Origin of the sequence: Amycolatopsis eburnea (assembly GCF_003937945.1) — a bacterium.
GTDB classification, from domain to species: domain Bacteria; phylum Actinomycetota; class Actinomycetes; order Mycobacteriales; family Pseudonocardiaceae; genus Amycolatopsis; species Amycolatopsis eburnea.
The window spans coordinates 287,687-308,663 of record NZ_RSEC01000059.1 but is presented as its reverse complement, the minus strand read 5'-3'; the positions used below and the strand labels follow the sequence as shown (position 1 = coordinate 308,663).

Below are 20,977 nucleotides of genomic sequence, written 5' to 3'. Positions count from 1 at the left end.
CTCAGCCCGCCGTCGCTTCCAGGTTCTTGCGCAGACGCGGGTATATGTCCAGCGCGGTGTCGCCGAGCATCAGGTCCAGGTCCTGCTCCGAGTGCGCCGGGATGCCGCGCAGGACGCCGGCGATGTCGTCGGCCCAGCCGGCCGTCGGCGTCTTCTTGTGCGAGCCGTCGCCGGGCCGCTCGGTGCCGAACACCACGCGGTCGCTGCCGATCACCTTCACGAGCAGAGCAAGCGCTTCCTCGCTGTAGAGGCAGGTGTCGTAGTAGAGCTTCCGGATCGCCTCGTCGAACGTCCCGCCGCGCTCGGTGCCCTGCCAGTAGGTGCCGCGGAACCGGCCCACCTGGTACGGGATCGCGCCGCCGCCGTGCGGCACCACGACCTTCAGGTCCGGGAAGACGTCGAACACGTCCGACTGCACCAGCGACATCACCGCCGTGCTCTCCTCGGAAATGAAGTGCAGGCTCTGGTTCTCGCGCAGGGACACGCAGCCGCAGGAGTGCACCAGCATCGGCAGCTGGTACTCGACCAGCTTCTCGTACAGCGGGTACCAGTACTCGTCGCCGAGCCCCGGCACCTCCATCGGCGCGCGGCCCTCGCTCGGGTCCGGGTTGACGAGCACGCCGACGAAACCCAGCTCGTTGACGCAGCGCTCGAGCTCTTCGAAGACGACGGAGACCGGCTCGCCCCAGACCAGCGGGAGGTTGCAGATGCCCTGCAGCCGCTGGGGGTAGAACTGCACCTGGGTCGCGATGGCGTCGTTGACGGCCTGGGCCCACCAGTGCACGATCCGGGCCGGCTTCTCCGAGTGCATCAGGCTGTACGGCCGCGCGGAGACCAGCTGCACGTCGGTGCCGACCTTGTCCAGCCAGGCGATGTGCTCCTCGGCGAAGTGCTTGAGCTCCTCGGGCGGGATCACGCCGGTGCGGCCGTGCCCGAGGCCCTCCCGCGACTCGGAGAACCCCTTCAGCCGGCGGCCGTAGTGCCCGCGGCTGCCGATCAGGAACTCGCGGTAGGCGTACAGCTCGGCGGGGGCGACGAGGTGGCCGTGCACGTCGACGATCTTTCGGGGCATGGGATGCGCTCCTCTTTCGGTGGCCGCGACCGGGCCCTCGTCGTGGGCCGGTCGCGGAGTGGGGGTTCGCGGCGGGGCGGTCCCCGGCGCGTCAGTCGATCAGCACGCGGATCGGGTGGCCGGTCTCGGTGTGGTGGGCGACGGCGGCCGCGATCGTCGGCTCGCCGATCGCCTCCCGCCAGCCGCAGCCGGCGGCCCGGCACCAGGCGGTGGGCAGCCATTCACCGCAGGCCGGGCAGATCCCGGTGCCGGTCCGGTGGCGGCCGTCGCGGCAGCCCCCGTCGGGTGCGGAGTTCGGGGCGGCGGAGGCCACGGCCCGCTCAACCGGCCTTCCGCACCACGGCGTCGATCCGCTGCGTGAGCGTGCTCAGCCGCGGGCTGTAGACGCCTTGCGTCCGCAGGAAGGACGCCATCGGGTTGGCGCCACCACCGCCGATGCCGAGTTCCTTCTTCTCCTGCGGCAGCTGGATCAGCTCGTGCTCGGTCGCCGCGTCGTGCACGTTCATCACCGTGCCGCCGGTCTCGTTCGCCCGCAGCTGGCTGCGGAGCAGGTTGCGGTAGAGCGCGATGCCCTGGTCCGACGAGCTGAGGTGCTCGTCGTCGCGGGTGGTCAGCGCGCCTTGCGTCACCCACACCATCGCGTCCTGCGAGTCGATAGTGTCCATCAGGAAGTTCCCGTCCGCGTCCTGGAGCTTCACCTCGTAGGTGTCGGGCAGGGCGCGGATCTCCTCGACGAGGTTCGCGTACTCGTCGGGAACGTCGTAGTAGCAGTACCAGAAGTGCAGCGTGTGGTGGTCGTCCATCGGCACGCGGATCTGGAAGGAGCTGAGGCCGTAGCCGCCGACCTTGAGGATGTTCGGGAAGTAGACCGGGTGGCCGACCTTCCAGTCCTCGTCGTCCTCGGTCTGGCCCTCGCGCAGCCGGCGCTTGATGATGCCGTAGTCGACGAGGTCGAAGCCGATCTTGATGTGGTGTCCACCGAGGACGGTCGGCTCTTCGCCGGCCCGCTCGAGGTGGTAGTTGAACAGCCGCCCGTGCAGCCATTCGACGTGGGTCGGGTCGAACGAGTTCTCCATGATCTGCAGCCAGTTGCACGGAATCACGGCGTAGCCGATGTCGCGGAAGCGCGTCGGGCTCTCTTCGAGGGCGAAGAGGTCCAGGCGCGGCAGCGCCGGCGCCGGGGCTTCCCCGAGGTAGGCGAAGATCAGGCCGCCGAGCGCCCGGACCGGGTAGCTCGTGGTGCGTGCCCGCGCCTGAAGCTGGGCCGACGGCGGCATCTGGTTCGGTTGTTCCAGGCATTCGCCCTGCGGGGAGAACTTCCAACCGTGGTACGGACAGCGCAGCCCGGCGCCGTCCGGGAACCCGTAGCCCAGGGAAGCGCCGCGGTGCGGGCACCGCTCGGCCACCAGGCCGAGCTCGCCCGTCTCGGTGCGGAACAGCACCAGGTCTTCCCCCAGCAGCCGGACCCGCTTCACCGGGTTGGCGTCGAGGTCCGTCTCGGTGGCGACCGGAAGCCAGTAACGCCGGTAGAGCGCACCGGCGGGCGTGTCGCGGCCGACGCGGCTGTAGCGCTCGTTGACGTCTGGGTGCAGCATCAGCGTCCTCCCTTGCCCCGGACCAGGCGATCGCGGTCCGGCAGACGACGGACTCCTTCGTCCGATCGCCTTTGTAGGTTAATCATAGGAGCATTACTCGTCAAGCCACGGCGGCGACGTCGGCCAGCTCGTCGACATCGACCGGACCAGGGCCCTGGCGCGGGACCAGCCGGTCGGCGGCCACCCCTTCCGGGCGCTCGCCGAGCCGGCACACCCGGTACTGGTGCCTCGCGCCCACGGCGGGCACGAACGCGATCGCCGGTTGCCCGCACCACGCGCAAGGCAGGCCACGCAGATACACCTCGAACATCGGGAACCCGTCCCCTCGGCGCCTAATTAGGACTATGATTAGAGCATAAGACTTCCCCGACCCCTGGAGAAGAGATGACCGACAGCGAAGTGCGGCTCGACCTGCGCGGCGAGGTGGCCGAGCTGGTCCTGGCCGCGAACGCGATCGACCTCGACGCCGGCCGGCAGCTCGCCGCAGCGACCGAACGGCTCACCAGGACGGACGCGCGAGTCGTTCTCGTCCGCGCCGAGGGACCACACTTCTGCGTCGGCGGCGACGTCCGCGCCTTCGCCGCGCACGAGGCCGATCTCGCCTCCTACGTCGGCCAGGTCGCGGACGTCGTGCACGCCGCACACCGCCACCTCGCCGCCCTGACCGTCCCGGTGGTCTGCGCCGCGCAGGGCGCCATCGCCGGTGCCGGGGTGGGCCTGGCCTTCGGCGCCGACCTCGTGCTGCTCGGCCGCTCGGCGAAGGTCCGGCTCGCCTACACGGCGATCGGGCTGTCACCGGACAACGGAGCCAGCGCACTGCTCCCCCGTCTCGTCGGCCCGCGCCGCGCGCTCGAACTGGCGCTGACCAACCGGACGCTCACCGCGGACGAGGCCCGCGACTGGGGCCTCGCGACGGCCGTCATCGACGACTCCGCCCTCCTCGACGAAGCACGGGAGCTGGCCGGCCGCCTCGCCGGGATGGCGCCCGGCTCCCTGGCGGCGACCAAGCGCCTCATCCTCTCCGCGGCGAACAGGAGCCGGGACGAGCAACTCGACGAGGAAGCCGGAGCCATCACGGCACTCGCCGCCACCGGCTCCGCCCGGCAAGCGATCTCGGCGTTCGCCCGGCGCTGACGCCGCGGCGTCAGGTGACGTTGCGGATCAGGCCGCCGTCCACCCGGAGGTTGGCGCCGCTGACGTAGTCGGCCAGCGGGCTGCACAGGTAGGCGACGGCTGCGGCGATCTCTTCGGGTTTGCCGAACCGGCCGGTGTCGTTCGGGATGATGTCCCGCACCGCGCCACGCTCGATCTCCTCCCACGTCTCACCCCACCCGCGGGCCGGGGCGATGCCGGTGAGAAGGTCCTTCACCGATTCCACCAGGATGGCGCCGGGCGCGACCACATTGGACGTCACGCCGGTGTCCTTCAGCTCACGGGCGAGCGACACGGCGAGGTTGTGCCGGGCCGCCAGCGTCGCGTTGTACTGGGGGTGCGACTGCATCGGCTGGGTCGCCAGCCCGCCGCCGATGGTGATCACCCGGCCCCAGCGCCGGTCCCGCATCTGCGGCACGAGGTGCCGGATCATCCGGACCCCGGAGATCACGTTGCCCTCGTAGGTGTTCCGCCAGTCCTCGGGAGTGGCGTCCGCCCAGGACAGGTGCTCGTACGCGCCCGCGTTGTTGACCAGGATGTCGATCGGGCCACCGGCCAGCGCGGCGGCCGCGACGGCGGCCGCACCTTCGTCCGTGGCGAGGTCGCCGATGGCCACGGCGGTGCGCCCGCCCTGGCCGCGGATCGCCGCGGCGACCTTTTCCGTCCGTGCGACGTCACGCCCGTGCACCACGACCTCGGCGCCTTCCGCGGCGAGGCGCCCGGCGATGGCTTCGCCGAGGCCCGAGCTCGAGCCGGTCACGAGCGCGCGCTTGCCCGTCAGTTGGAGATCCATTGTTCGCCTCGATGTTCGTCTTGAACCGGCGGCGATTCCGCCGATGTCTACGACTGTAGACTTCGCTGCGCGACTTGTCTACAGGTGTATACCGTGACGAGTTAGACAGGCTACCTGTTCAGTTAGCCTGTATTCTTGGCCGCATGAACGAAGACGACACAGACCCTTCGGCGACCCTCGCCGCAGGCCTGGACCTGGCGGTTCAGCGCTTTCGCGGCCGCCTGCGGGTCGAGGGGCTCCGCCTCCCGGTCCCCTGGACGAGGAGCCAGCTCGTCGCCTTGGACCGCATCGTCCGCGGCAGCGCCGTCACGACGAGTGAGCTCGCTGCGGCCGAGCACATGCGCCCGCAGTCGATGGCCCAGATCGTGTCCGCGCTCGAACGCGACGGCCTGATCGAACGCCGTCCCGACCCCGCCGACGCGCGCCGGAGCCTGATCGAACCGACCGGCAAGGGCCGCGACGCGGTCCGGACCGCGTCGGCCCTGCGGAACACGTGGCTCGCCGACGCTCTGGACCAGGAACTGTCGGACGAAGAACGCGAACTCGTGCCGAAACTGATCGAGGTCCTCGACCGGCTCGCGAGCACGCGGACCGCCCGCTCGCGCCCCGCGGCGCCATGGCCCCCGGCGGACCGGTGAAGACCGTCGCCGACGCGCCCGGCCGGACCGCTCCCGGGTGGCGGTACCTCACTCCCCTTGTGCTGGGCTCGGCGCTCAACCCGATCAACAGTTCCGTGCTCGCCACCGCGCTGGTCGCCATCGGCCAGGCCTTCCGGGTCAGCGCGGCGTCGGCGGCCGGCCTGGTCGCGGCGCTCTACCTCGCCAGCGCGATCGGCCAGCCGGCGATGGGCAAGCTCGCCGAGCGGTTCGGGGCGCGGAAGACGTTCCTGGCCGGCCTGGTACTGGTCGCGGCGGGCGGGCTCCTCGGCGCGCTCGCGGAGAACTTCACGCTTTTGCTGGTCGCCCGGGCAGTGCTCGGCATCGGTACAGCCGCGGGCTACCCGACGGCGATGATGCTGGTCCGGCGCTGGGCGGCCGAGAACCCCGGCGGCCGCGCCGAGGGCGCGATCGGCGCCCTCGCGATCGCGGGCCAGACGAGCGCCACGATCGGCCTCCCCCTGGGCGGCCTGCTGGTCGCCTTCGGCGGCTGGCGCGTGACCTTCCTGATCAACGTCCCCCTGGCCCTGCTGACCTTGGCGGCGGCCCTGCGCTGGCTCCCCCGCCGGTCCCGCGAACGCGAGTCGTCGATCCCCCTGGCCCGCGCCCTCGACCTGCCCGGCATGGCGTTGTTCGCCGCGGCCACCGCGAGCCTGATCGTGTTCTTCCAGGACCTGCACCACCCGCGCTGGGTCGTCGCGGGAGCGGGCGTGGTCCTCGGCACCCTGCTGCTCTGGTGGGAAACGCGGGCCACGCACCCGTTCATCGACGTCCGGATGCTGGTGCGCAACCGCGCCTTGTCGGCCACGTACGTCCGCGTGGCGATCATGTTCCTGCTGAGCTACTGCATCCTCTACGGTTTCACCCAGTGGCTGGAACAAGGACGCCACCTCAGCGCGTCCACGGCCGGTTACGTGATGGTGCCGATGTCGGTCGTCGCGGCGCTGCTGGCCATCCCGTTCTCCCGCGGCGGAAGGATCCGTGCGTGCCTGCTGGCCACGGGCATCGCCGCGGTCGCCGGACCGGCCTGCCTGCTCGCGTTCCACGCGACGACACCGGTGTGGCTGCTGATCGCGGTCACGATGGCGTTCGCGGTGATCTCCGGCCTCGGGGTCATCGGCAACCAGGCGGCGCTCTACCACCAGGCCCCCACCGAGACGATCGGCGTCGCCGCCGGTCTCCTGCGGACGTTCACCTACCTCGGCGCGATCCTGTCGTCCAGCCTGATCGGCGTCGCCTACGGCGAACGCGCATCCGACGAGGGCCTGCACACGGTGGCGCTCGTGCTGACGGTGCTCGGCGCGGTCCTCCTCGTGCTGACTGTCCTCGCCCTACGCGGGCTGCCTCGAAGCCAAGACGCCGGAGAATCGACGAGCGACGAAAACCACTGAGGCCCTCCGAATCCGGCGATCGTCAGCACCTGGCCGGTCCAACCGGCTCTCCGCCCTCGGCGTCATCGGCAACCAGGCAGCGCTTTACCACCAGGCCCCCTCGGAGACGGTGGCCCTCGTGCTGACCGCGCTCGCCCTGCGCCAGTTGCCCCGAAGCCAGGATGCCGGACGCGCGAGCCGCGGCGGGGTCAGTGGCGGCAAGCCGCCGCTGCGTGGCAGGTGATCATGGCCTGCAGCGTGTCGTGCAACCGCTTCGCCTCGTCCGGTGGCAACTGCGCCACGGTGTTGCGCAGCTCCTGCGGATCCGTGGTGCGGTCGTAGAACTCCTTGGTGCCGTCGGCGTATTCGACGTAGGTGGAAGCGGTACTGCGGATCGCTTCGTAGGTGCTGGGATTGCCGCTGTTCTTCTTCGGCTTGTCCGGGTCGGTCCGGTCGAAGTCCGGCCCGTGGTGTTCGACCAGACCGACCGTCCGCCACACCGGTGGCACAGTGCCGTTCAGCAACGGCACCAGGCTCTCGCCGTCCACCTCGGCCGGGGTCTCGGCGCCGGCGAGTGCTTCGAACGTCGGCCGCAGGTCGATGTTCTCCACCGGCTGGTTCACCGTCGCGCCGGCCTTGACGCCCGGGCCGGTGACCACCAGCGGTACGTGCACGTCGGTGTCGAACGCCGTCTGCTTGCCGGGGGTGAGGCGGTATTCGCCCATGTGGTAGCCGTTGTCTGAGGTGAACACGATGTCGGTCGTCCCGCGGACCCCGGCCTTGTCCAGTGCCTCCTGCACCGTGCCGATCATCTTGTCCACCGACCGCACGGCCTGCGCGCGCTTGCGGAAGTCCTTGTCGATCGTCGTCTTTTCCTTGTCCGTCAACGGAGTCCGGGACGCGAGCCACGACGGCGCCGAAGCCGGCAGCGTGTCGAACGCGGGCCCGCGCGGCGCGGTGAGGCCGGGGAAAGCGTCGGCGTCGCGGGGCGCCGGGGTGTAGGGGCCGTGCGGGGCGAAGGTGGCGAGCTCGATCGCGAACGGCGTGTGCGCGGCCGCCGAGGCGGAGACGAACTGCGCGGCCTTGCCTGCCATGACGTCGACGAGGTAGTCCTCGGGCTTCTTGCCGTAGTGCTTGATCGTGCCGTTCTCGTTGAGGTCGTAGTCGAACTCACCGTACGCGTTGCCGGCGACGTCCCATTCGGTCCAGCCCGGCGGCACCCCGTCGCTCTCGGGGTCGTACCCGTTGAGGTACTTGCCCATCATCGCGGTGCGGTACCCGGCCTGCTGCAACGTCGTCGCGTAGGTCGACTTGTCGTCGCCGCGGCCGTGGAACACGCCATAGCCGCCGTCCTTGCCGCCGTTGGTGAACACGCCGGTGTCGTGCGGCAGCATGCCGGTGAACAGTGACGACCGCGACGGGCAGCACAGCGAATCGGTCACCGTGTAGTTCGCGAAGGACGTGCCGGTCTTGGCCATGTCCTGCACGTGCGGCAGGTACGGAAGCAGGTTCATGGACAGGTCGTCGGTGAGCACGAGGACGACGTTCGGCTTGCCGCCCGCCGCGCCGGCGGGCAGCGGCGCCGGACTGCCGGCCGTGCACGCCGCCGCGGTCGAAGCCAGAGCCACGGCCAGTACCGAAGTCAGGAGAAGACGGACGCGAGGTGACATGCCCCCGGACGCTAAGCCCGCGATGCTCAGGGCGGGTCCGAGGCGTGTTCGGGTTCGGTAAAGACCCGCGCGCCGACCGGCGGTCGCAAACCGCCCCACGACCCGGTGTTGTTGCCGACCGTCACGGACGCCTCCCGCAGCTAGCCCGGTCGGCGTTGCCGGTCCTGGACGTCGCTCGCGGCCTGTCCCACCGTTCCCCGCAGGCGGATTGACGCGGGGACCCCGCACGCAGCGCTCGGGCCCGCGCCGGCCGCTCGCCCGGTCCGGAACTGGGGGTGAAGTCAAGAGCGGGGACCTCCTGGTGCTGTCCGGTCCATGATGCCGGAACAGATGACCTCCAGGTCACGGTAGCGTTTTCCGTGCATTACCGAAAATGGATCCCTGCAGCGGAATGGCAAATACCGCACACAGCGGAGTGACGTCCCAAAGAAATTGCGCTGCTAGTCACATCAATCGCCCCGAAGGCCGAGTAACCTGTTTTCCTTGCGGTGACGGACTGCCACTGGGCGGCACTCACGGCTGGGATCCGGCTTCCGGAGCTGACCGTGGAACCGCCGGGCCGGGGCGGCCGTCAGCGAGAAGCCCTCCCCGCCGCACCGGAGCCGTGCACCCGGCCCGGGTGGCGGTTCCCACCGTTCGCCGGGGTCCGCTTCCGGGCCGGCGATCCCGCGGGGGTCTTCTTCGCGCTGTGTCCTTTCGCGACCCCCACGGGTGCCGCGCCGGAACCCTTCGAAGGTCCCGGAGCAGCTTCGCGGGGCGTCGCGTTCGGCTTCGAGGGGCGCGGCGCGGCCGGCTGGGACGTTGTCCCCTCGGCCGCGGGCGGCACGGCCGGAGCGGGCGCGACGCCGCCGATCGCGACCGTGGCGACCAGGGCGGCCCCGGCGGCCGCGGTCTTGACCGCCGCGACCCACGACAGAGCCGGCGCGGTGGACGCGCGCACCGCGGCTCCGCCGGAGGACGCGGCCGAGCCCGTGGACGCCCGAGGCGGGGCGACGGTGGCGGGCAGCTCCTCGTTGAGCCGCCGGAGTCCCGCGGCCAGCTCACGGCAGTCCGCGCACCGGTCCAAGTGCGCGGCGATCCGCTGTGCCCGGCGCTCGGTGACCCCGCCGCGCACCCACTTGGCAAGCTGACCGCCGACGGACCGGCAAGCGCGTTTCCGGCCGGCGGCGACGTATTGGTCCAGGTAAGCCTGCCGCAGGCCCTCCCGCGCCCGGTAGGCCAGCGCCGAGACACCGTTCGGGGTCAGCTCCAACAGCCCCGCGAGCTCGGCCGGTGACTCGCCGTCGATCTCGGTGCGCCACAGCACGGTCCGCCACCGCGGGGGCAGGGTGGCAAAGGCGGCCGCGGCGATCGCGCCGAGCATCCTGGTGTCCAGCACGTCGTCGGCGGCCGCGTCCGGCACCTCCGATACCAGGGACACCAGCGAGTCCCGCCGGTGCCAGCGGATCATCGTGTTGCGGATGGTCGCCAGGAGGTAGGGCCGGAAGGCGTCGTCCGGGCCGCCTCCCGAGCGCAGGATCCGCAGGACCTGGGTGAAGGCTTCCGCGATCAGGTCGTCGCGCTCGGTCTCGGTGGCCGCGATCGCCGCGGCCACCCGGCGCGCGGCGGCGAGGTGACGGGTGTAGAGCTCGCGGTAGGCGTCGAGATCACCGCCGCGCACCGCTTCAGCGAGAGCCGCATCGGACGGCCGGTCCGCTACCTCGGTCAACGCGCCTCCTTCGAACCTCCCCGAACGGACGAACGAAAAGCCGGGTCGGCGGTCAGTGCATCAGCTTCCGGCGCCGTCCATAAGCGACAGAGGCGAGCGAGACCCCGATGGCGGCGAGCACGACCTGGGTGATCAGCTCCAGCCAGTCGAACCCGGGGGTGTCGGCGTAGCCGGCGCTGCGGGCGATGGCGGTCCCCGCGAGCGCGGCGATGATCCCGATCACGATCGTCAGCCAGAGCGGGATCTTCTGCCTGCCGGGCGCGACCAGCCTGCCGAGGACGCCGATCACGAGACCGACGACGAGTGCGCTGATGATTCCGATGATGGTCATCGCCAACTCCTTTGCGAAGCGATGACCTCGAATACCCCCGTCCGCTACCGGGAAACGTGGTTCACGGTCATTCTTCGGGCAACAATGGACCCAGCGGACCCAGGTCGAGGTTGAGCTCTTCGTGGGCTATCCCGAAATGTTCACACAACTCGCCCATCCGGTTTTCCAGATTCATCAGCGTCTGCCCGATCTTCTCGATCTGGGTGTCGGTGAGGTCGCCGTGGTCGACTCTGCGCAGCGCCTGCCTTTCCATGAGCTGCCGCAGCAGTTCCACCACCGTCAGCACGAGGCTGACCAGGCTGCGTTCGGCCGTCTCGGGATCGGCGTTGATCCGGTTCTTCTCCGGCTCAGTCATCGCGGGGCCCGAGCGCGGTGATGGAGGTCAGCAGGGTGCGCAGGGAAACGTGCACGAGGTCGACGTCCGCGATGGACAGGGTGAGCTCGCCGCTCACGACGACTCCCCCGGCGAGCACGCGGTCGAGCAGGTCGACGAGCGCGACCTGCCGTCCGGCCGCGGCCGGAGCGGGTACGGGCCGGGTCATGGTTCCTCCAGGAGCGAGAAGGAGTACGGCGGCCAGGGGCCGGTCAGGCGCACCACGATCGCGTCGTTGTCCTGGTCGCAGGCCGCGACGGCTTCGGCGAACCGCGGAGTGTGCCGGTTGTCGACCAGGTAAGCGCCGTTGAGGATCATCGGCGCGTCTTCGCCGGCCAGCGCCCGGCTCTGCGGCGGATGGGTCCGGGCGTCGACGGCCAGGGCGGCGAGCGCGGCGTGCGTGCGGTCCGCTTGCTCGACGGCGCACCGCTCTTGGCGTTCGCGCGAGGTCAACGCCGCCCGCCGACGCGCCAGGTAGGCCGTCCCCGCCCCGCGTGGGAACGGCCCGCCGGCGGCCGGCGCCGGTTCCGGGGCCGGTGCGACGAAGATCTTGATGCCCCATTCGGTCCTCCCGGCGACCTGGCCGAGCGCGCGGCCGAACTCGGCCGCCCGCGTCTCGAGCAGGTGCCGCACGCGGTCGTCGCCGTGGTAGACGGTCGCCAGCCGCATCGGGATGGCCGGTCCCCGGTCGATCAAGGCGACGATCACGGAGTCGTGCGCCCGCGCGACGGCGGCCAGCCAGTCGAGGTCCTCGAGGTTGCGGTGCAACGCTTCCTCGCCGAAGGAGCTCAACGGCACGTCACCGACGACGGCGGCGAACCCGGCCGCCTCGACGTACCGCGGGGTCTCGGCCGAGACGCCCGTCAGTCCACTGAGGACAGTCGGGTCAGGTCGCCCCGTCACGGCGTACAACCAGACGCCCTGCCCCTCAACCATCTTCTTCGTCCCGGGACGACGCGGCTTCGAGCTCGGCGACGCGGGCCCGCAGCTGCTTGTTCTCCTCGCGTACCCCGCCGTCGTCCCCGGTCAGCCACGGATCGCTTTCCCACCAGTCGATGCCGACGTCCTTCGCCGTCTCCAGGGAAGCGACGACGAGGCGGAGCTTGATCGTCAGCAGCTCGATGTCGAGCAGGTTGACCCGGATGTCGCCCGCGATCACCAAACCCTTGTCCAGAACGCGTTCGAGGATGTCGCCGAGGTTGGCCGGCTGGTGGTTGCCCGCCGAGCCGAGCCCGGGCTGCGCGGCCGGGGCGGTGACCGGCTGTCCGGTGGTCATGTCAGCTCACCCCGTTCCCGGTGCCGGCCCGGCCGCGGGAGTAGCGCTTGGTCCGGCGGTACGCCAGCAGGGCACCGTCGGGATCCAGCTCGACCTCGTAGAGCGCGAGCATGTCCGCCGAGGACGGGATCCGGCGTTCCTCGAGCACCTCCACCTCCACCAGCCAGCCGTCGTCGTCCGCCGGCTCCACCGAGGTGACCGACGTCGGCTCGCTCGTGATCAGCTCGCCGACGTAGCGCAGCGCGTACGTCGCCGCGGACGACGCGGAAAGCGCGTCACTTCCGGTCTCGGGCGCCATCGGTCATCACCTCTCCTCTTCGTTCGGCCGCCGTTCGGGCGAGCGGGGCGCGGACGCGGTCAGGCGGTCCAGGACCCGCTGCTGCGTTTCGGCCTCTTCCTCGGGCGAGATCTCGCCGGCGGCACGCGCCTCGTCCACCGCCTCGAGCTCGCGGCGGACGGACGCGGGGTGGTAGAGCTCCGCGTCGACCTGCCGGCGGATCAGCTCGGCCACGGCGAGCACGCCGCGCACGGGAGCCAGCGGAAGGCCGAGAATCGCACCCACCACACCCATCGCCTATTCCTCCGGCCGCTGGGTGACGACGAAGTCGTACGCCGCGAGCGGACCCAGCAGGCGCACCTCGACCCGTCCTCGCCAGTCCTGGGCGAGTTCTTCCACCGCCGCTTCGAGATCGGCTTGTTTCGCCGTCTCCGCCAGGCAAGCGAGGTGGACGGCCTCTTCTTCGTGCGTGGGTTCCCGCGGGCTGATTTCCACCCCGAGCGCGTTCAGGGCCTCCGCCATCCGCTGGGTGTCGGCGGTCCGCTTGGCCGTGATGGCGTTGCCGATCTGCTCGCCGAGCGCGATCCGCTGGTCACGGGTCGCGTCTTCCGGCTTGTCGCGGATTTCGTCTCGCAACCGCGCCAGTTCCGCGTTCTCGTCGAGGATCTCACCCAGGACGGCCTTCTCGACGTACCGGGCCTTGACGACGTACTGCGCCTTGCCTTCGAGTTCGGCCAGCGCGGCGGCGAATTCGTCCTCGTTCGCCTTGAGCAGTTCCTCGGCGACGGCGTTCTCGTCGGGCAGCACGGCGCCGAAGCGCAACGGAAGCACCGGGACCTCGGCGGCGGCCGCGTCCAGCAGGCCCGCGTGCGCGGTCAGGTCCTCCGGCCGGCCCAGGGGCCGATCCCGGGAAACCTCGCTCACCAGCGCCGCGACCCGTTCGCCGCGCACGGTCGTGACCGCGGCGGGCGGATCGCCGACGCCGCGCGCGTCGGTGTCGGTTTCCACGTCCGCAGGGACGATGCCGTAGACGTAGAGGGCAGTTTCGCTGGCCACCTCAGTCACCTCCCTTTCGCCGGCGGCCCGCCGGCTGGTCCTCACCTTCGCCGTCACCGATGAGGTCGCGAAGCTTGTCGCCGGCCGCTTCGAGGGCGCCCCGGGTCTTCGCCTTCGCGCCGCCCTGGTTCACGTCCTCCAGCAGGTCCGGCAGCCCTTTCTGCTCGGTGTCGGAGATGTCGAGCCGGTTCACGGCTTCGGCGAACCGCAGGTAGGTGTCCACGCTCGCCACGACGACGCGGGCGTCGACGGTCAGCAGTTCGATGCCCACCAGGGACACCCGGACGTACGCGTCGATCACCAGGCCCTTGTCGAGGATCGTGTCGATCACGTCGGCGAGGCTGCTTGAGCTCGGCCGATCGAGGCCGCCTCCCCCGCCGGACGGCTGCACGGCTGTCGTCATCGCATGCTCCCTCGCTTTCCGCCGGCGTTCGCCCGGGCCTCGCGGCGGCGTCCGGGTGGTTCCGGCTCGTCTTCTTCGGGTTCTTCGTCCAGGCTGTCGTCTTCGTCGTAATCGTCCTTATCGGACGGCTCGCGCTCGTCGTCGTCGACGACCTGGCCGTCACGGATTTCGCCGGGCCACCCCTCGACGTCGTCCGGGTGCAGGAGCGCGTCGGTCATCACGTGCCGTCGGAAGTGCTTCAGCTCCAGCCGGGCCCGCCGGCCCTGCGCGCGCCAGAGGTTCCCGGTGCGCTCGAACAGGCCCTGCGGGTGGTAGGCGAGGACCAGCACCACCCTGGTCAGGTCGGCCGCGAGCTCGTGGAAGGTGACGGCGCCGTCCACGTGCCCCTTCTGCCCCTTCGAGCGCCACACGATCCGCTCGCCGGGCACCTGTTCGAGGATCGTGGCCTCCCAGCTGCGGTGCGACCAGAAGATCTGGGCCTTCCACTCCAGTTTTTCGTCGCTGACCTGCTCGACGCTCTCGACCTTCTTCATGAACCGCGGGAACTCGGTGAACCGCGTCCACTGGTCGTAGACGAGGTCGACCGGAGCGCCGATGTCGATCTCCTCGACGATGTTGGTGAGCTTGATCTTTTCGCCCTTGCCACCGCCGCTTCCGCCGGTGAAGGCGTTTTTGACCTTGTCGACGAGACCGGACAGCCCGCCTTTGACCGCCCCCATGGCGGCTTTGCCCTTCACCCCGGGTTTCGCGCCGGTGACGGCCTCGGCCAGACCGCCGCCGCCTCCCCCGGCATAGTCGTTGAGACGGCCGGAAGCCGACGTGATCCGCTTGGTCAGTGAGCCGGCCGCCCGCCCTGCGACGGTCTGCGCGAGGTTTCGCAGGGCGTCGGTCAGCTCGTTCGACGGTCCCCCGCCCGATGCGGTGTCCTTGACCTTGCCCGCGGCGCTCTCCAGCTGCTTGGTGGCCATTTCGTTCACCTCCGGGCCCGGCGGACGGGCGACCTGCCGGTACCCGTGCGCGACCGTCGTGAGGACGGCTCATCACCATCGGACGAAGCGGCCGCCCGCTTGCTCGTCGCCCGGCGGCGCGCGGGCCGCTCCGGCTCGTCGGGCTCGTCACCGTTTTCGTCCTTGCCGGACGCCCGGCGGCGCGACGGCCGCTCCGGCTCCTCCTCCTCGTCGTCGGGCGGCTCTTCCTCCTCCAGTTCCTCGGGTTCCGGCGCGCGGCGCCGTCGGGTTCTCGGCGTTTCCCCATCCCCCTCGGCGGCATCGCGGTCGGGTCCGTCATCCGGATCCTTCCGCTGCTTGCGGCCGCCTTCCTGCAGGCGCTCGGTGAGCGATTCGATCCGCGAACCAGCGGCCGTCACCGCGGCCGCCTTGACCGCGCCGAGCAGCTCGTCGCGTGCGACGTCCGTGAGCTTCGCCAGCTCCGGGGTGGAGCCGAGCTGTTTGAGCCCGTGCTGCAACAGCTTCGTCGGCGAGGTGCCCGATCGCCCGGTCGCACCGGCAGCCGCGATCATCAACGCCAGCCGCATCTTCTTCGTGCGTCCCAACAGATAGCCGGCCCCCACCCCGATGGCGATCCGCGCTCCTGGCTTCATTGCTGATCCTCCTGACGCTGGCGGTCCGAAAAGCTCACTCGCACCTCGCACGACCTACGGAATTCGGGGCGAACGGGATGCGTGGGCATCACCAAGTCCAGCTACCCGGGTGTCAGCCCCCGAAAACCGTTGGAACAAAAGAAACCAAGATCCGGACCCGCCGCGCCCCGCCACCCAACCTCCACTGTGGACAGTTACCGGACAGTTGTCAGAATCGCCGCGAGATAACCGAAAAAGCACGGCCGGTCACGCAGCGATCGCCTACTTCGGACAGATGGTCCGCTCTTGACGGCCGAACAGTCTCACCCGGTGGGGTTAGGTTCTCGTCTGCGTTATCGATGAGGACTCAGAGCTACGGCGACTTCCGAAGATCACCCGCACCGGCAACGGGTCTCGATCACCAGGAAGACGACCCGACCCAACCGACCAAATGGCCTAACCCATCCGGGTCCCGAGCGGCGCACGCGCCCCGAGGCGGCGAACACCTTGCCCGGCAAGCGGTTTACCGTCCGCAAACCTTCGCCTTACCGCCCGCTCACCAGCGATCCATACAGGACGGACCTCGGTTTCACCGCGCCGGATCCCGGGGACTCCACCCACAGACTTCGTGGCCCGATGCGACGCCGCCGTGATGGCTCGGGCCACGTCCCCGGTGCGCGGGTGCTGCGTGCTCGACGCGGCACCCGTGCGCCACGACCGCGGCACGCGGTCCCCCAGGACGACGAGACGCCCGGTGCCGTCGTTCACGACGAAGGCACCGGACGTCTCGGCAGCGCGCTCGGTCAGCGCTGGGCGTGTTGCCCGCCCTGGTCGGGCGGCGGGGTCTGGAACCGGGCACCGGGCCGGTCGGCGCCCGGCGTCGGCCCGACCCGGCTGGGGCTGGCCGGCGGCGTCGCGGGCGCCGGGGTAGACATCGGACCGGTCGCAGACCTTTGCGCCGCTCACAAAGCCATTTTCCATCCGACCGGTGCTCCGCTGCTCACGAACACCGCCGCCGCGGTCACGCCGTACCCGGAAGCCGTTCCGCGCGCATTCACGCCCACCTGTCAGCGGCGGAGCGAGCCTCGCCTTGTCCGCGCCACCAGCGTGATTCCGGCGGCGAACACGATCGCGCCGGCGATCACGTTGCCCAGCCAGGTCGCCGTGGTCAGCCCGGCTGCGCCCGGGTATTCCAGCGGCACCAAGCCGCGACCGTGCGAGATCACCCACGGTGAGCTGATCACCCAGGCACCGAACACGGGAACCACCCACGCCACGGAACGCAACCCGGGCGAACGGGCACATCCGGCCGCGAACAGCGCCAGCACGATCCCGCTGATCATGTTGCTCGCCGCCATGCCGAAGGTGCCCGCGAACTGGATCACCCACGGCGACAAGATCAAGTACACGCCTGCCAGCAGCACGAGCCCGATCGAGAACTCGGACCCGCCGACGGGCCGAGCGGCGCCTTCCGGTGGCTGCAGCTGCCCCGCTTCGCGTGTGGTGGCCCGGGCTGTCATGTCCACTCACCTCCGCGTCAGGTCTCGTCGGCCGATTACCCGGCCGGCGGCAGCGGCAAACGACCGGCCTGGCATCGAACCGGTTTGCTTGTCCCCTGAGGTGGCTATCCGTCTTCGACGTGGTCGAAGGCAGGAGGCAACCATGACGGAGCCGTTCACGGTCGGTACCGGGACGTCGCTGGTCGAAGGTGATCTCACGGTGCCGGCCGATGCCGCCGGAGTGGTGGTTTTCGCGCACGGCTCAGGGAGTTCCCGGCACAGTCCGCGAAACCAGGCGGTCGCCCGGACGTTGCAGGACCACCGCTTCGCGACACTGCTGTTCGACATGCTCAGCAGCGAGGAGGAGCGCGCCGAAGCGGCAGGCGGGCGCCTGCGGTTCGACATCGGGTTGCTGCGGGACCGGTTGCTGCGGGCGCTGGACGACCTCGGACGCCATTCCGCCGTGGCCGGACTGCCGGTCGGGCTGTTCGGGGCCAGCACAGGCGCTGCCGCCGCGCTGGGTGCGGCGGCTGCTCGGCCGGACGTCGTGCGCGCGGTGGTGTCTCGCGGTGGCCGGCCGGACCTGGCCGAGGAGGTCCTGAGCGACGTGCGCTGTCCGGTGCTGCTGGTCGTGGGAGGACAGGACGACACCGTGCGACGGCTGAACAAGGCCGCCGCGGCTCGGCTGCCCGGCGATCGGGAACTGCTGGTGGTGCCGGGAGCCGGGCACCTGTTCGAGGAGCCCGGGACGCTGGAGCAGGTAGCCGACGCGGCCGCCGGTTGGTTCGACCGGCATCTGGGGCCTGGCGGCGACCACACTTTTGCCCGGTAAGGCGCACCGGACCGGCAGGAAGGTCGGATCTGCCGGTGGAGCTGCGGGGAACGGGTCACGACGAACGCGGCTCATCGAACCTTCGGGGTTCTTCCGTCTTGCCGTGCACGGCGAACTCCAGCCCGCCGTCTCGACCATCTCGCACGTCGAGCACCTTGTCGGCGAGGTACAGCGCTGCCTCAGGCTGGAGGAACACCAGCGCGCCGGAGGTGGACACGATGACTTCGTCCCCGGTGTCCGGAGCGGCCACGAGCGCGACTCCCAGCGAGGCACCCTGCTCGTCCAGCGATTCCACCGAAATTCGCAGACCGCCGGCGTCGTCCGCCTCTTCCGCGGCGGTCAAGGCTTTGACGGTTTCGGCGGCAGCGTCACTCACGATGAGCATGTCCGGACCTCCTGACGCGCCTTTCGATCGGCCTGCCGGGATACCCCGCTCCGGACCACCGGGAAACACCGCTGTTTCGGGCCGGGCAGGCTCGGGCACCCGGCGCCCATGGTGGAACGCGTACGAACGCCACGGCTGGAGATCGCCTACCACCGGCGGGGCCCGTCGTCGGGACCCGTGGTGGTGCTGGTGCACGGTTGGCCCGACGATCCGTCGTGCTGGGACGGCGTGGTGCCCGAACTGGCGGAGAACGGCTTCTGCTGCATTCTCCCGTACCTGCGAGGCACCGGCCCCACCCGGTTTCTGGACGACACGGTCCCCCGCAGCGGTCAGATCGGCGCGCTGGCCGCGGACCTCGCCGACTTCATCACCGCGCTCGAGCTGAACGACGTCCTGCTGGTCGGCCACGACTGGGGTGCCCGCGCCGGCTACGCGGTGGCCGCGCTGTTCCCGCAACGGATCCGCGGTCTGGTGGCCATGTCCGCCGGCTACGCCACCGGCGCCGCATTGCCCTACGAGCTGGCGCACAACTACTGGTACGAGTGGTTCACCGCCACCGAGCGCGGACGGGCCGCCTACCGCGACGACCGCCGTGAACTGAGCCGGTACCTGTGGTCGAGCTGGTCGCCGCCGTGGCCGGGCCGCGAGGAGCAGTTCGACCGGACCGCGCCGTCGTGGGACAACCCCGACTGGGCCGAAATCTCCATCCACGCCTACCTGCACCGCTGGAACGAAGCCCCGGGCGACCCCGCGTACGACGACATCGAGAGCCGGCTCGCGGACGCGCCACCGATCAAGCTGCCGACCCTGGTCGTCCACGGCGAACTCGACCGGGACAACACACCCACCACCACCGACGGCAAAGACGAGCTGTTCACCGGCTGGTACGAACGCCAGGTGCTGGCCGCGGTCGGCCACTTCGTACCCCGCGAGGCACCGCAGGCGGCGAGCGCCGCGATCCACCGGCTCCGAACCGTCACCGGCCCTGGCTGATCCATTCGTCGGCCAGCAGCGGGATCTGACCGCCGGCCAGCACAACCTGCACCTGCCGTGGGGACAACCGGTGGCGCAGCCGGTACTCCTCGCCTTTGGTGTCGTTGTGCACCGTCAGCTCGGCCGAGGTGGTCAGGGCATCGTGCAGCTTCTCGAACACCAGAACGTCGTCCTGATCGACGCGGTCGAAGTCGGCGGCGTCGGCGAACTCCAGCGGGAGCACGCCGAAGTTGGCCAGGTTCTGCCCGTGGATCCGGGCGAAGGACTTCGCCATGACCACTCGAAGCCCGAGTGTGCGCGGGGCGATGGCGGCGTGCTCCCGCGACGAGCCCTGCCCGTAGTTCTCGCCGCCCACCACGGCGTGCGGCGCACCGGCCCGCTCCGGGTAGCCGGGGTCGATCGGGGTGAACGTGAACTCGGCCAGCTTGGGGATGTTCGACCGGAACGGCAGCGCCCGGGCACCGGCGGGAGAAATCTCGTCGGTCGAGACGTCGTCGCCGACCTTGAGCAGGACCGGCGCGCGGAGTTCGTCCGGCAGCGGGTCCAGCTCGGGCAGTTCGGAGATGTTCGGGCCCCGGACGAGGTCGACCCGCACGGCCTCCTCCGCCGGCAGCGGCGGGACGAACACGTCGTCGCCGATCGAGGACCGCTCGGGCAGGTGCGGCGACGGGTACTCGAGTCCGAGGTCGGCGCCCAGGTCCCGCGGGTCGGTGATCTGCCCGGTCAGCGCGGCGGCCGCGGCGGTTTCGGGCGAGCACAGCCACACCGAGTCGTCGGCCGTGCCGGACCGGCCCGGGAAGTTGCGGGGGAAAGTACGCAGCGAGTTGCTGCCCACGGCGGGCGCCTGGCCCATCCCGATGCAGCCGAGGCAGCCGGCCTGGTGGATCCGGGCGCCGGCCCGCACCAGGTCCAGGGTGGCTCCCATCGCGGTGAGGTCGGCGAGGATCTGCCGCGAGGTCGGATTGACGTCGAAGCTGACGGCCGGATCCGTCTGCCGCCCGGCGACCATCGCGGCGACGACGGCGAAGTCCCGCAGGCCGGGGTTGGCCGACGAGCCGACGACGACCTGGCCGACCGGCGTGCCGGCGACGTCGCGGACGGGGACCACGTTGCCGGGCGAGGACGGCTTGGCGATCAACGGTTCCAACGCGGACAGGTCGATCTCGTCGTCCACGTCGTACTCGGCGTCCTGCTCCGCGGAAACTTCGACAAAATCGTCGGCTCGGCCTTCGGCGGTCAAGAACCGGCGCACGGCGTCGTCGGCGGGGAAAACGGTGGTCGTCGCGCCCAGTTCGGCGCCCATGTTGGCGATGACGTGCCGGTCCATCGCCGTCAGCGTGGCCAGACCCGGCCCGTGGTACTCGACGATCCGGTTGCGGCCACCGGAAACACCGTGGCGGTGCAGCATCTCCAGGATGACGTCCTTGGCCGAGGTCCACGGCCGCAGCCGGCCGGCCAGCCGGACACCCCACACCTCGGGCATCCGCACGCGCAGCGGTTCACCGGCGATGGCCATGGCCACATCCAGCCCGCCGACGCCGATCGCCAGCATGCCCAGGCTGCCCGCGGCGCAGGTGTGGGAATCCGAGCCGATCAAGGTCTTGCCGGGGACGCCGAACCGCTGCATGTGCGTCGGATGGGAAACCCCGTTACCCGGCTTGGAGTACCACAAGCCGAACCGGCGGCAGGCGGAGTGGAGGAACCGGTGGTCCTCGGCGTTGCGCTCATCGGCCTGCAGCAGGTTGTGGTCGACGTACTGGACGCTGAGCTCGGTACGAGCGCGGTCGAGTCCCAGCGCCGCCAGCTCTTGCACCACCAGCGTGCCGGTCGCGTCCTGGGTCAGGGTCTGGTCGACCTGGAGCGCGATCTCCTCACCCGGGCGCATCCGGCCGTCCACGAGATGTGCGGAGATCAGCTTCTCGGTAACGCTGCTGCCTGGCATCCCTTTCTCCTTTGC

27 protein-coding genes are annotated in these 20,977 nt (G+C 70.5%); 5 read left to right on the top strand and 22 right to left on the bottom strand.

What is annotated here, in order from left to right:
- Nucleotide 1: 1 nt before the first annotated feature.
- From EIY87_RS33570 to EIY87_RS33555, 4 genes are all read right to left on the bottom strand, one after another.
- Nucleotides 2-1,072: an amidohydrolase family protein gene (locus tag EIY87_RS33570; RefSeq protein ID WP_125313925.1), complete on the bottom strand. Its 1,071-nt coding sequence runs from the start codon at nucleotides 1,070-1,072 to the stop codon at nucleotides 2-4.
- Nucleotides 1,073-1,163: 91 nt separating this feature from the next.
- A complete protein-coding gene (locus EIY87_RS33565; RefSeq protein WP_125313924.1) occupies nucleotides 1,164-1,385 on the bottom strand; it encodes a hypothetical protein in 222 nt (73 codons plus the stop codon).
- A gap of 7 nt (nucleotides 1,386-1,392) precedes the next feature.
- On the bottom strand, nucleotides 1,393-2,667 hold the full coding sequence (locus tag EIY87_RS33560; protein WP_125313923.1) for an aromatic ring-hydroxylating dioxygenase subunit alpha: 1,275 nt from the start codon (nucleotides 2,665-2,667) through the stop codon (nucleotides 1,393-1,395).
- A 100-nt stretch (nucleotides 2,668-2,767) separates the two neighbouring features.
- Complete coding sequence (locus EIY87_RS33555) at nucleotides 2,768-2,977, bottom strand: hypothetical protein (RefSeq protein ID WP_125313922.1); 210 nt, start codon at nucleotides 2,975-2,977, stop codon at nucleotides 2,768-2,770.
- Nucleotides 2,978-3,051: 74 nt separating this feature from the next.
- Between EIY87_RS33555 and EIY87_RS33550 the strand changes: the two genes are divergently transcribed.
- Nucleotides 3,052-3,801: an enoyl-CoA hydratase/isomerase family protein gene (locus EIY87_RS33550; protein ID WP_125313921.1), complete on the top strand. Its 750-nt coding sequence runs from the start codon at nucleotides 3,052-3,054 to the stop codon at nucleotides 3,799-3,801.
- 10 nt (nucleotides 3,802-3,811) lie between these two features.
- On the opposite strand, the gene EIY87_RS33545 is transcribed toward EIY87_RS33550, so the two are convergent.
- Nucleotides 3,812-4,612: an SDR family NAD(P)-dependent oxidoreductase gene (locus tag EIY87_RS33545; protein WP_125313920.1), complete on the bottom strand. Its 801-nt coding sequence runs from the start codon at nucleotides 4,610-4,612 to the stop codon at nucleotides 3,812-3,814.
- Nucleotides 4,613-4,755: 143 nt separating this feature from the next.
- Between EIY87_RS33545 and EIY87_RS33540 the strand changes: the two genes are divergently transcribed.
- Both EIY87_RS33540 and EIY87_RS33535 read left to right on the top strand, forming a co-directional pair.
- Complete coding sequence (locus EIY87_RS33540; RefSeq protein ID WP_125313919.1) at nucleotides 4,756-5,250, top strand: MarR family winged helix-turn-helix transcriptional regulator; 495 nt, start codon at nucleotides 4,756-4,758, stop codon at nucleotides 5,248-5,250.
- Entirely contained in the window at nucleotides 5,247-6,659 is a 1,413-nt protein-coding gene (locus EIY87_RS33535) for an MFS transporter (protein ID WP_225440189.1), read from the top strand. The genes EIY87_RS33540 and EIY87_RS33535 overlap by 4 nt, the downstream gene beginning before the upstream one ends.
- Before the next feature lie 188 nt (nucleotides 6,660-6,847).
- Here the strand turns inward: EIY87_RS33535 and EIY87_RS33530 are convergent, their stop codons facing one another.
- The 15 genes from EIY87_RS33530 to EIY87_RS33465 form a co-directional block, all read right to left on the bottom strand.
- Nucleotides 6,848-8,266: a sulfatase family protein gene (locus EIY87_RS33530; protein ID WP_225440188.1), complete on the bottom strand. Its 1,419-nt coding sequence runs from the start codon at nucleotides 8,264-8,266 to the stop codon at nucleotides 6,848-6,850.
- 613 nt (nucleotides 8,267-8,879) lie between these two features.
- Nucleotides 8,880-10,016 carry a sigma-70 family RNA polymerase sigma factor gene (locus EIY87_RS33525; RefSeq protein WP_125313917.1) on the bottom strand — a complete coding sequence of 379 codons (1,137 nt, stop codon included), beginning with the start codon at nucleotides 10,014-10,016 and terminating at the stop codon, nucleotides 8,880-8,882.
- A 52-nt stretch (nucleotides 10,017-10,068) separates the two neighbouring features.
- Nucleotides 10,069-10,347: a GlsB/YeaQ/YmgE family stress response membrane protein gene (locus EIY87_RS33520; RefSeq protein WP_125313916.1), complete on the bottom strand. Its 279-nt coding sequence runs from the start codon at nucleotides 10,345-10,347 to the stop codon at nucleotides 10,069-10,071.
- Nucleotides 10,348-10,414: 67 nt separating this feature from the next.
- The gene (locus EIY87_RS33515) at nucleotides 10,415-10,702 is read right to left on the bottom strand and encodes a gas vesicle protein K (RefSeq protein ID WP_125313915.1); all 288 of its coding nucleotides are present in this window, start codon (nucleotides 10,700-10,702) and stop codon (nucleotides 10,415-10,417) included.
- Nucleotides 10,695-10,889, bottom strand: coding sequence for a gas vesicle protein (locus EIY87_RS33510; protein ID WP_125313914.1), 195 nt, complete (start codon nucleotides 10,887-10,889; stop codon nucleotides 10,695-10,697). Before EIY87_RS33510 ends, EIY87_RS33515 begins: the two co-directional genes overlap by 8 nt.
- Entirely contained in the window at nucleotides 10,886-11,656 is a 771-nt protein-coding gene (locus tag EIY87_RS33505) for a GvpL/GvpF family gas vesicle protein (RefSeq protein ID WP_125313913.1), read from the bottom strand. Before EIY87_RS33505 ends, EIY87_RS33510 begins: the two co-directional genes overlap by 4 nt.
- Complete coding sequence (locus EIY87_RS33500; RefSeq protein WP_125313912.1) at nucleotides 11,649-11,996, bottom strand: gas vesicle protein; 348 nt, start codon at nucleotides 11,994-11,996, stop codon at nucleotides 11,649-11,651. The genes EIY87_RS33505 and EIY87_RS33500 overlap by 8 nt, the downstream gene beginning before the upstream one ends.
- Before the next feature lies 1 nt (nucleotide 11,997).
- Nucleotides 11,998-12,294, bottom strand: a complete 297-nt coding sequence (gvpO, locus tag EIY87_RS33495; protein ID WP_125313911.1) for a gas vesicle protein GvpO — start codon at nucleotides 12,292-12,294, stop codon at nucleotides 11,998-12,000.
- Nucleotides 12,295-12,300: 6 nt separating this feature from the next.
- Entirely contained in the window at nucleotides 12,301-12,567 is a 267-nt protein-coding gene (locus tag EIY87_RS33490) for a gas vesicle protein GvpG (protein WP_125313910.1), read from the bottom strand.
- A gap of 3 nt (nucleotides 12,568-12,570) precedes the next feature.
- Complete coding sequence (locus EIY87_RS33485; RefSeq protein WP_404800119.1) at nucleotides 12,571-13,329, bottom strand: GvpL/GvpF family gas vesicle protein; 759 nt, start codon at nucleotides 13,327-13,329, stop codon at nucleotides 12,571-12,573.
- 1 nt (nucleotide 13,330) lies between these two features.
- Nucleotides 13,331-13,732 (bottom strand): gas vesicle protein GvpJ, encoded by a 402-nt coding sequence (gvpJ, locus tag EIY87_RS33480; RefSeq protein WP_125313908.1) that lies wholly within the window; start codon nucleotides 13,730-13,732, stop codon nucleotides 13,331-13,333.
- Nucleotides 13,729-14,700, bottom strand: coding sequence for an SRPBCC family protein (locus EIY87_RS33475; RefSeq protein ID WP_125313907.1), 972 nt, complete (start codon nucleotides 14,698-14,700; stop codon nucleotides 13,729-13,731). Before EIY87_RS33475 ends, gvpJ begins: the two co-directional genes overlap by 4 nt.
- A 5-nt stretch (nucleotides 14,701-14,705) precedes the next feature.
- Complete coding sequence (locus tag EIY87_RS33470; RefSeq protein ID WP_125313906.1) at nucleotides 14,706-15,332, bottom strand: hypothetical protein; 627 nt, start codon at nucleotides 15,330-15,332, stop codon at nucleotides 14,706-14,708.
- 782 nt (nucleotides 15,333-16,114) lie between these two features.
- Complete coding sequence (locus EIY87_RS49015; RefSeq protein ID WP_263855646.1) at nucleotides 16,115-16,246, bottom strand: hypothetical protein; 132 nt, start codon at nucleotides 16,244-16,246, stop codon at nucleotides 16,115-16,117.
- Between the two features lie 132 nt (nucleotides 16,247-16,378).
- Nucleotides 16,379-16,831 (bottom strand): SPW repeat protein, encoded by a 453-nt coding sequence (locus EIY87_RS33465; protein WP_125313905.1) that lies wholly within the window; start codon nucleotides 16,829-16,831, stop codon nucleotides 16,379-16,381.
- A gap of 142 nt (nucleotides 16,832-16,973) precedes the next feature.
- On the opposite strand from EIY87_RS33465, the gene EIY87_RS33460 reads away from it, so the two are divergent.
- Nucleotides 16,974-17,642, top strand: coding sequence for a dienelactone hydrolase family protein (locus EIY87_RS33460; RefSeq protein WP_125313904.1), 669 nt, complete (start codon nucleotides 16,974-16,976; stop codon nucleotides 17,640-17,642).
- A 55-nt stretch (nucleotides 17,643-17,697) separates the two neighbouring features.
- Here EIY87_RS33460 and EIY87_RS33455 read toward each other — a convergent pair whose 3' ends face one another.
- A complete protein-coding gene (locus EIY87_RS33455) occupies nucleotides 17,698-17,985 on the bottom strand; it encodes an iron-sulfur cluster biosynthesis protein (RefSeq protein ID WP_225440187.1) in 288 nt (95 codons plus the stop codon).
- A 150-nt stretch (nucleotides 17,986-18,135) separates the two neighbouring features.
- On the opposite strand from EIY87_RS33455, the gene EIY87_RS33450 reads away from it, so the two are divergent.
- A complete protein-coding gene (locus tag EIY87_RS33450; protein ID WP_125313903.1) occupies nucleotides 18,136-19,020 on the top strand; it encodes an alpha/beta fold hydrolase in 885 nt (294 codons plus the stop codon).
- Here the strand turns inward: EIY87_RS33450 and EIY87_RS33445 are convergent.
- On the bottom strand, nucleotides 19,004-20,962 hold the full coding sequence (locus EIY87_RS33445) for an aconitate hydratase (protein ID WP_125313902.1): 1,959 nt from the start codon (nucleotides 20,960-20,962) through the stop codon (nucleotides 19,004-19,006). The genes EIY87_RS33450 and EIY87_RS33445 overlap by 17 nt on opposite strands.
- Between the last annotated feature and the right edge of the window lie 15 nt (nucleotides 20,963-20,977).

What these genes read in the sequence shown, in the direction of transcription:
- EIY87_RS33550 (WP_125313921.1), top strand. Translation starts at nt 3,052, where the DNA reads ATGACCGACAGCGAAGTGCGGCTCGACCTGCGCGGCGAGGTGGCCGAG.
- EIY87_RS33505 (WP_125313913.1), bottom strand. Translation starts at nt 11,656, where the DNA reads ATGGTTGAGGGGCAGGGCGTCTGGTTGTACGCCGTGACGGGGCGACCT.
- gvpO (WP_125313911.1), bottom strand. Translation starts at nt 12,294, where the DNA reads ATGGCGCCCGAGACCGGAAGTGACGCGCTTTCCGCGTCGTCCGCGGCG.
- EIY87_RS33520 (WP_125313916.1), bottom strand. Translation starts at nt 10,347, where the DNA reads ATGACCATCATCGGAATCATCAGCGCACTCGTCGTCGGTCTCGTGATC.
- EIY87_RS33475 (WP_125313907.1), bottom strand. Translation starts at nt 14,700, where the DNA reads ATGGCCACCAAGCAGCTGGAGAGCGCCGCGGGCAAGGTCAAGGACACC.
- EIY87_RS33510 (WP_125313914.1), bottom strand. Translation starts at nt 10,889, where the DNA reads ATGACCCGGCCCGTACCCGCTCCGGCCGCGGCCGGACGGCAGGTCGCG.
- EIY87_RS33555 (WP_125313922.1), bottom strand. Translation starts at nt 2,977, where the DNA reads ATGTTCGAGGTGTATCTGCGTGGCCTGCCTTGCGCGTGGTGCGGGCAA.
- EIY87_RS33545 (WP_125313920.1), bottom strand. Translation starts at nt 4,612, where the DNA reads ATGGATCTCCAACTGACGGGCAAGCGCGCGCTCGTGACCGGCTCGAGC.
- EIY87_RS33560 (WP_125313923.1), bottom strand. Translation starts at nt 2,667, where the DNA reads ATGCTGCACCCAGACGTCAACGAGCGCTACAGCCGCGTCGGCCGCGAC.
- EIY87_RS33490 (WP_125313910.1), bottom strand. Translation starts at nt 12,567, where the DNA reads ATGGGTGTGGTGGGTGCGATTCTCGGCCTTCCGCTGGCTCCCGTGCGC.
- EIY87_RS33515 (WP_125313915.1), bottom strand. Translation starts at nt 10,702, where the DNA reads ATGACTGAGCCGGAGAAGAACCGGATCAACGCCGATCCCGAGACGGCC.
- gvpJ (WP_125313908.1), bottom strand. Translation starts at nt 13,732, where the DNA reads ATGACGACAGCCGTGCAGCCGTCCGGCGGGGGAGGCGGCCTCGATCGG.
- EIY87_RS33470 (WP_125313906.1), bottom strand. Translation starts at nt 15,332, where the DNA reads ATGAAGCCAGGAGCGCGGATCGCCATCGGGGTGGGGGCCGGCTATCTG.
- EIY87_RS33465 (WP_125313905.1), bottom strand. Translation starts at nt 16,831, where the DNA reads ATGACAGCCCGGGCCACCACACGCGAAGCGGGGCAGCTGCAGCCACCG.
- EIY87_RS33570 (WP_125313925.1), bottom strand. Translation starts at nt 1,072, where the DNA reads ATGCCCCGAAAGATCGTCGACGTGCACGGCCACCTCGTCGCCCCCGCC.
- EIY87_RS33500 (WP_125313912.1), bottom strand. Translation starts at nt 11,996, where the DNA reads ATGACCACCGGACAGCCGGTCACCGCCCCGGCCGCGCAGCCCGGGCTC.
- EIY87_RS33540 (WP_125313919.1), top strand. Translation starts at nt 4,756, where the DNA reads ATGAACGAAGACGACACAGACCCTTCGGCGACCCTCGCCGCAGGCCTG.
- EIY87_RS33450 (WP_125313903.1), top strand. Translation starts at nt 18,136, where the DNA reads ATGGTGGAACGCGTACGAACGCCACGGCTGGAGATCGCCTACCACCGG.
- EIY87_RS33460 (WP_125313904.1), top strand. Translation starts at nt 16,974, where the DNA reads ATGACGGAGCCGTTCACGGTCGGTACCGGGACGTCGCTGGTCGAAGGT.
- EIY87_RS33445 (WP_125313902.1), bottom strand. Translation starts at nt 20,962, where the DNA reads ATGCCAGGCAGCAGCGTTACCGAGAAGCTGATCTCCGCACATCTCGTG.
- EIY87_RS49015 (WP_263855646.1), bottom strand. Translation starts at nt 16,246, where the DNA reads ATGTCTACCCCGGCGCCCGCGACGCCGCCGGCCAGCCCCAGCCGGGTC.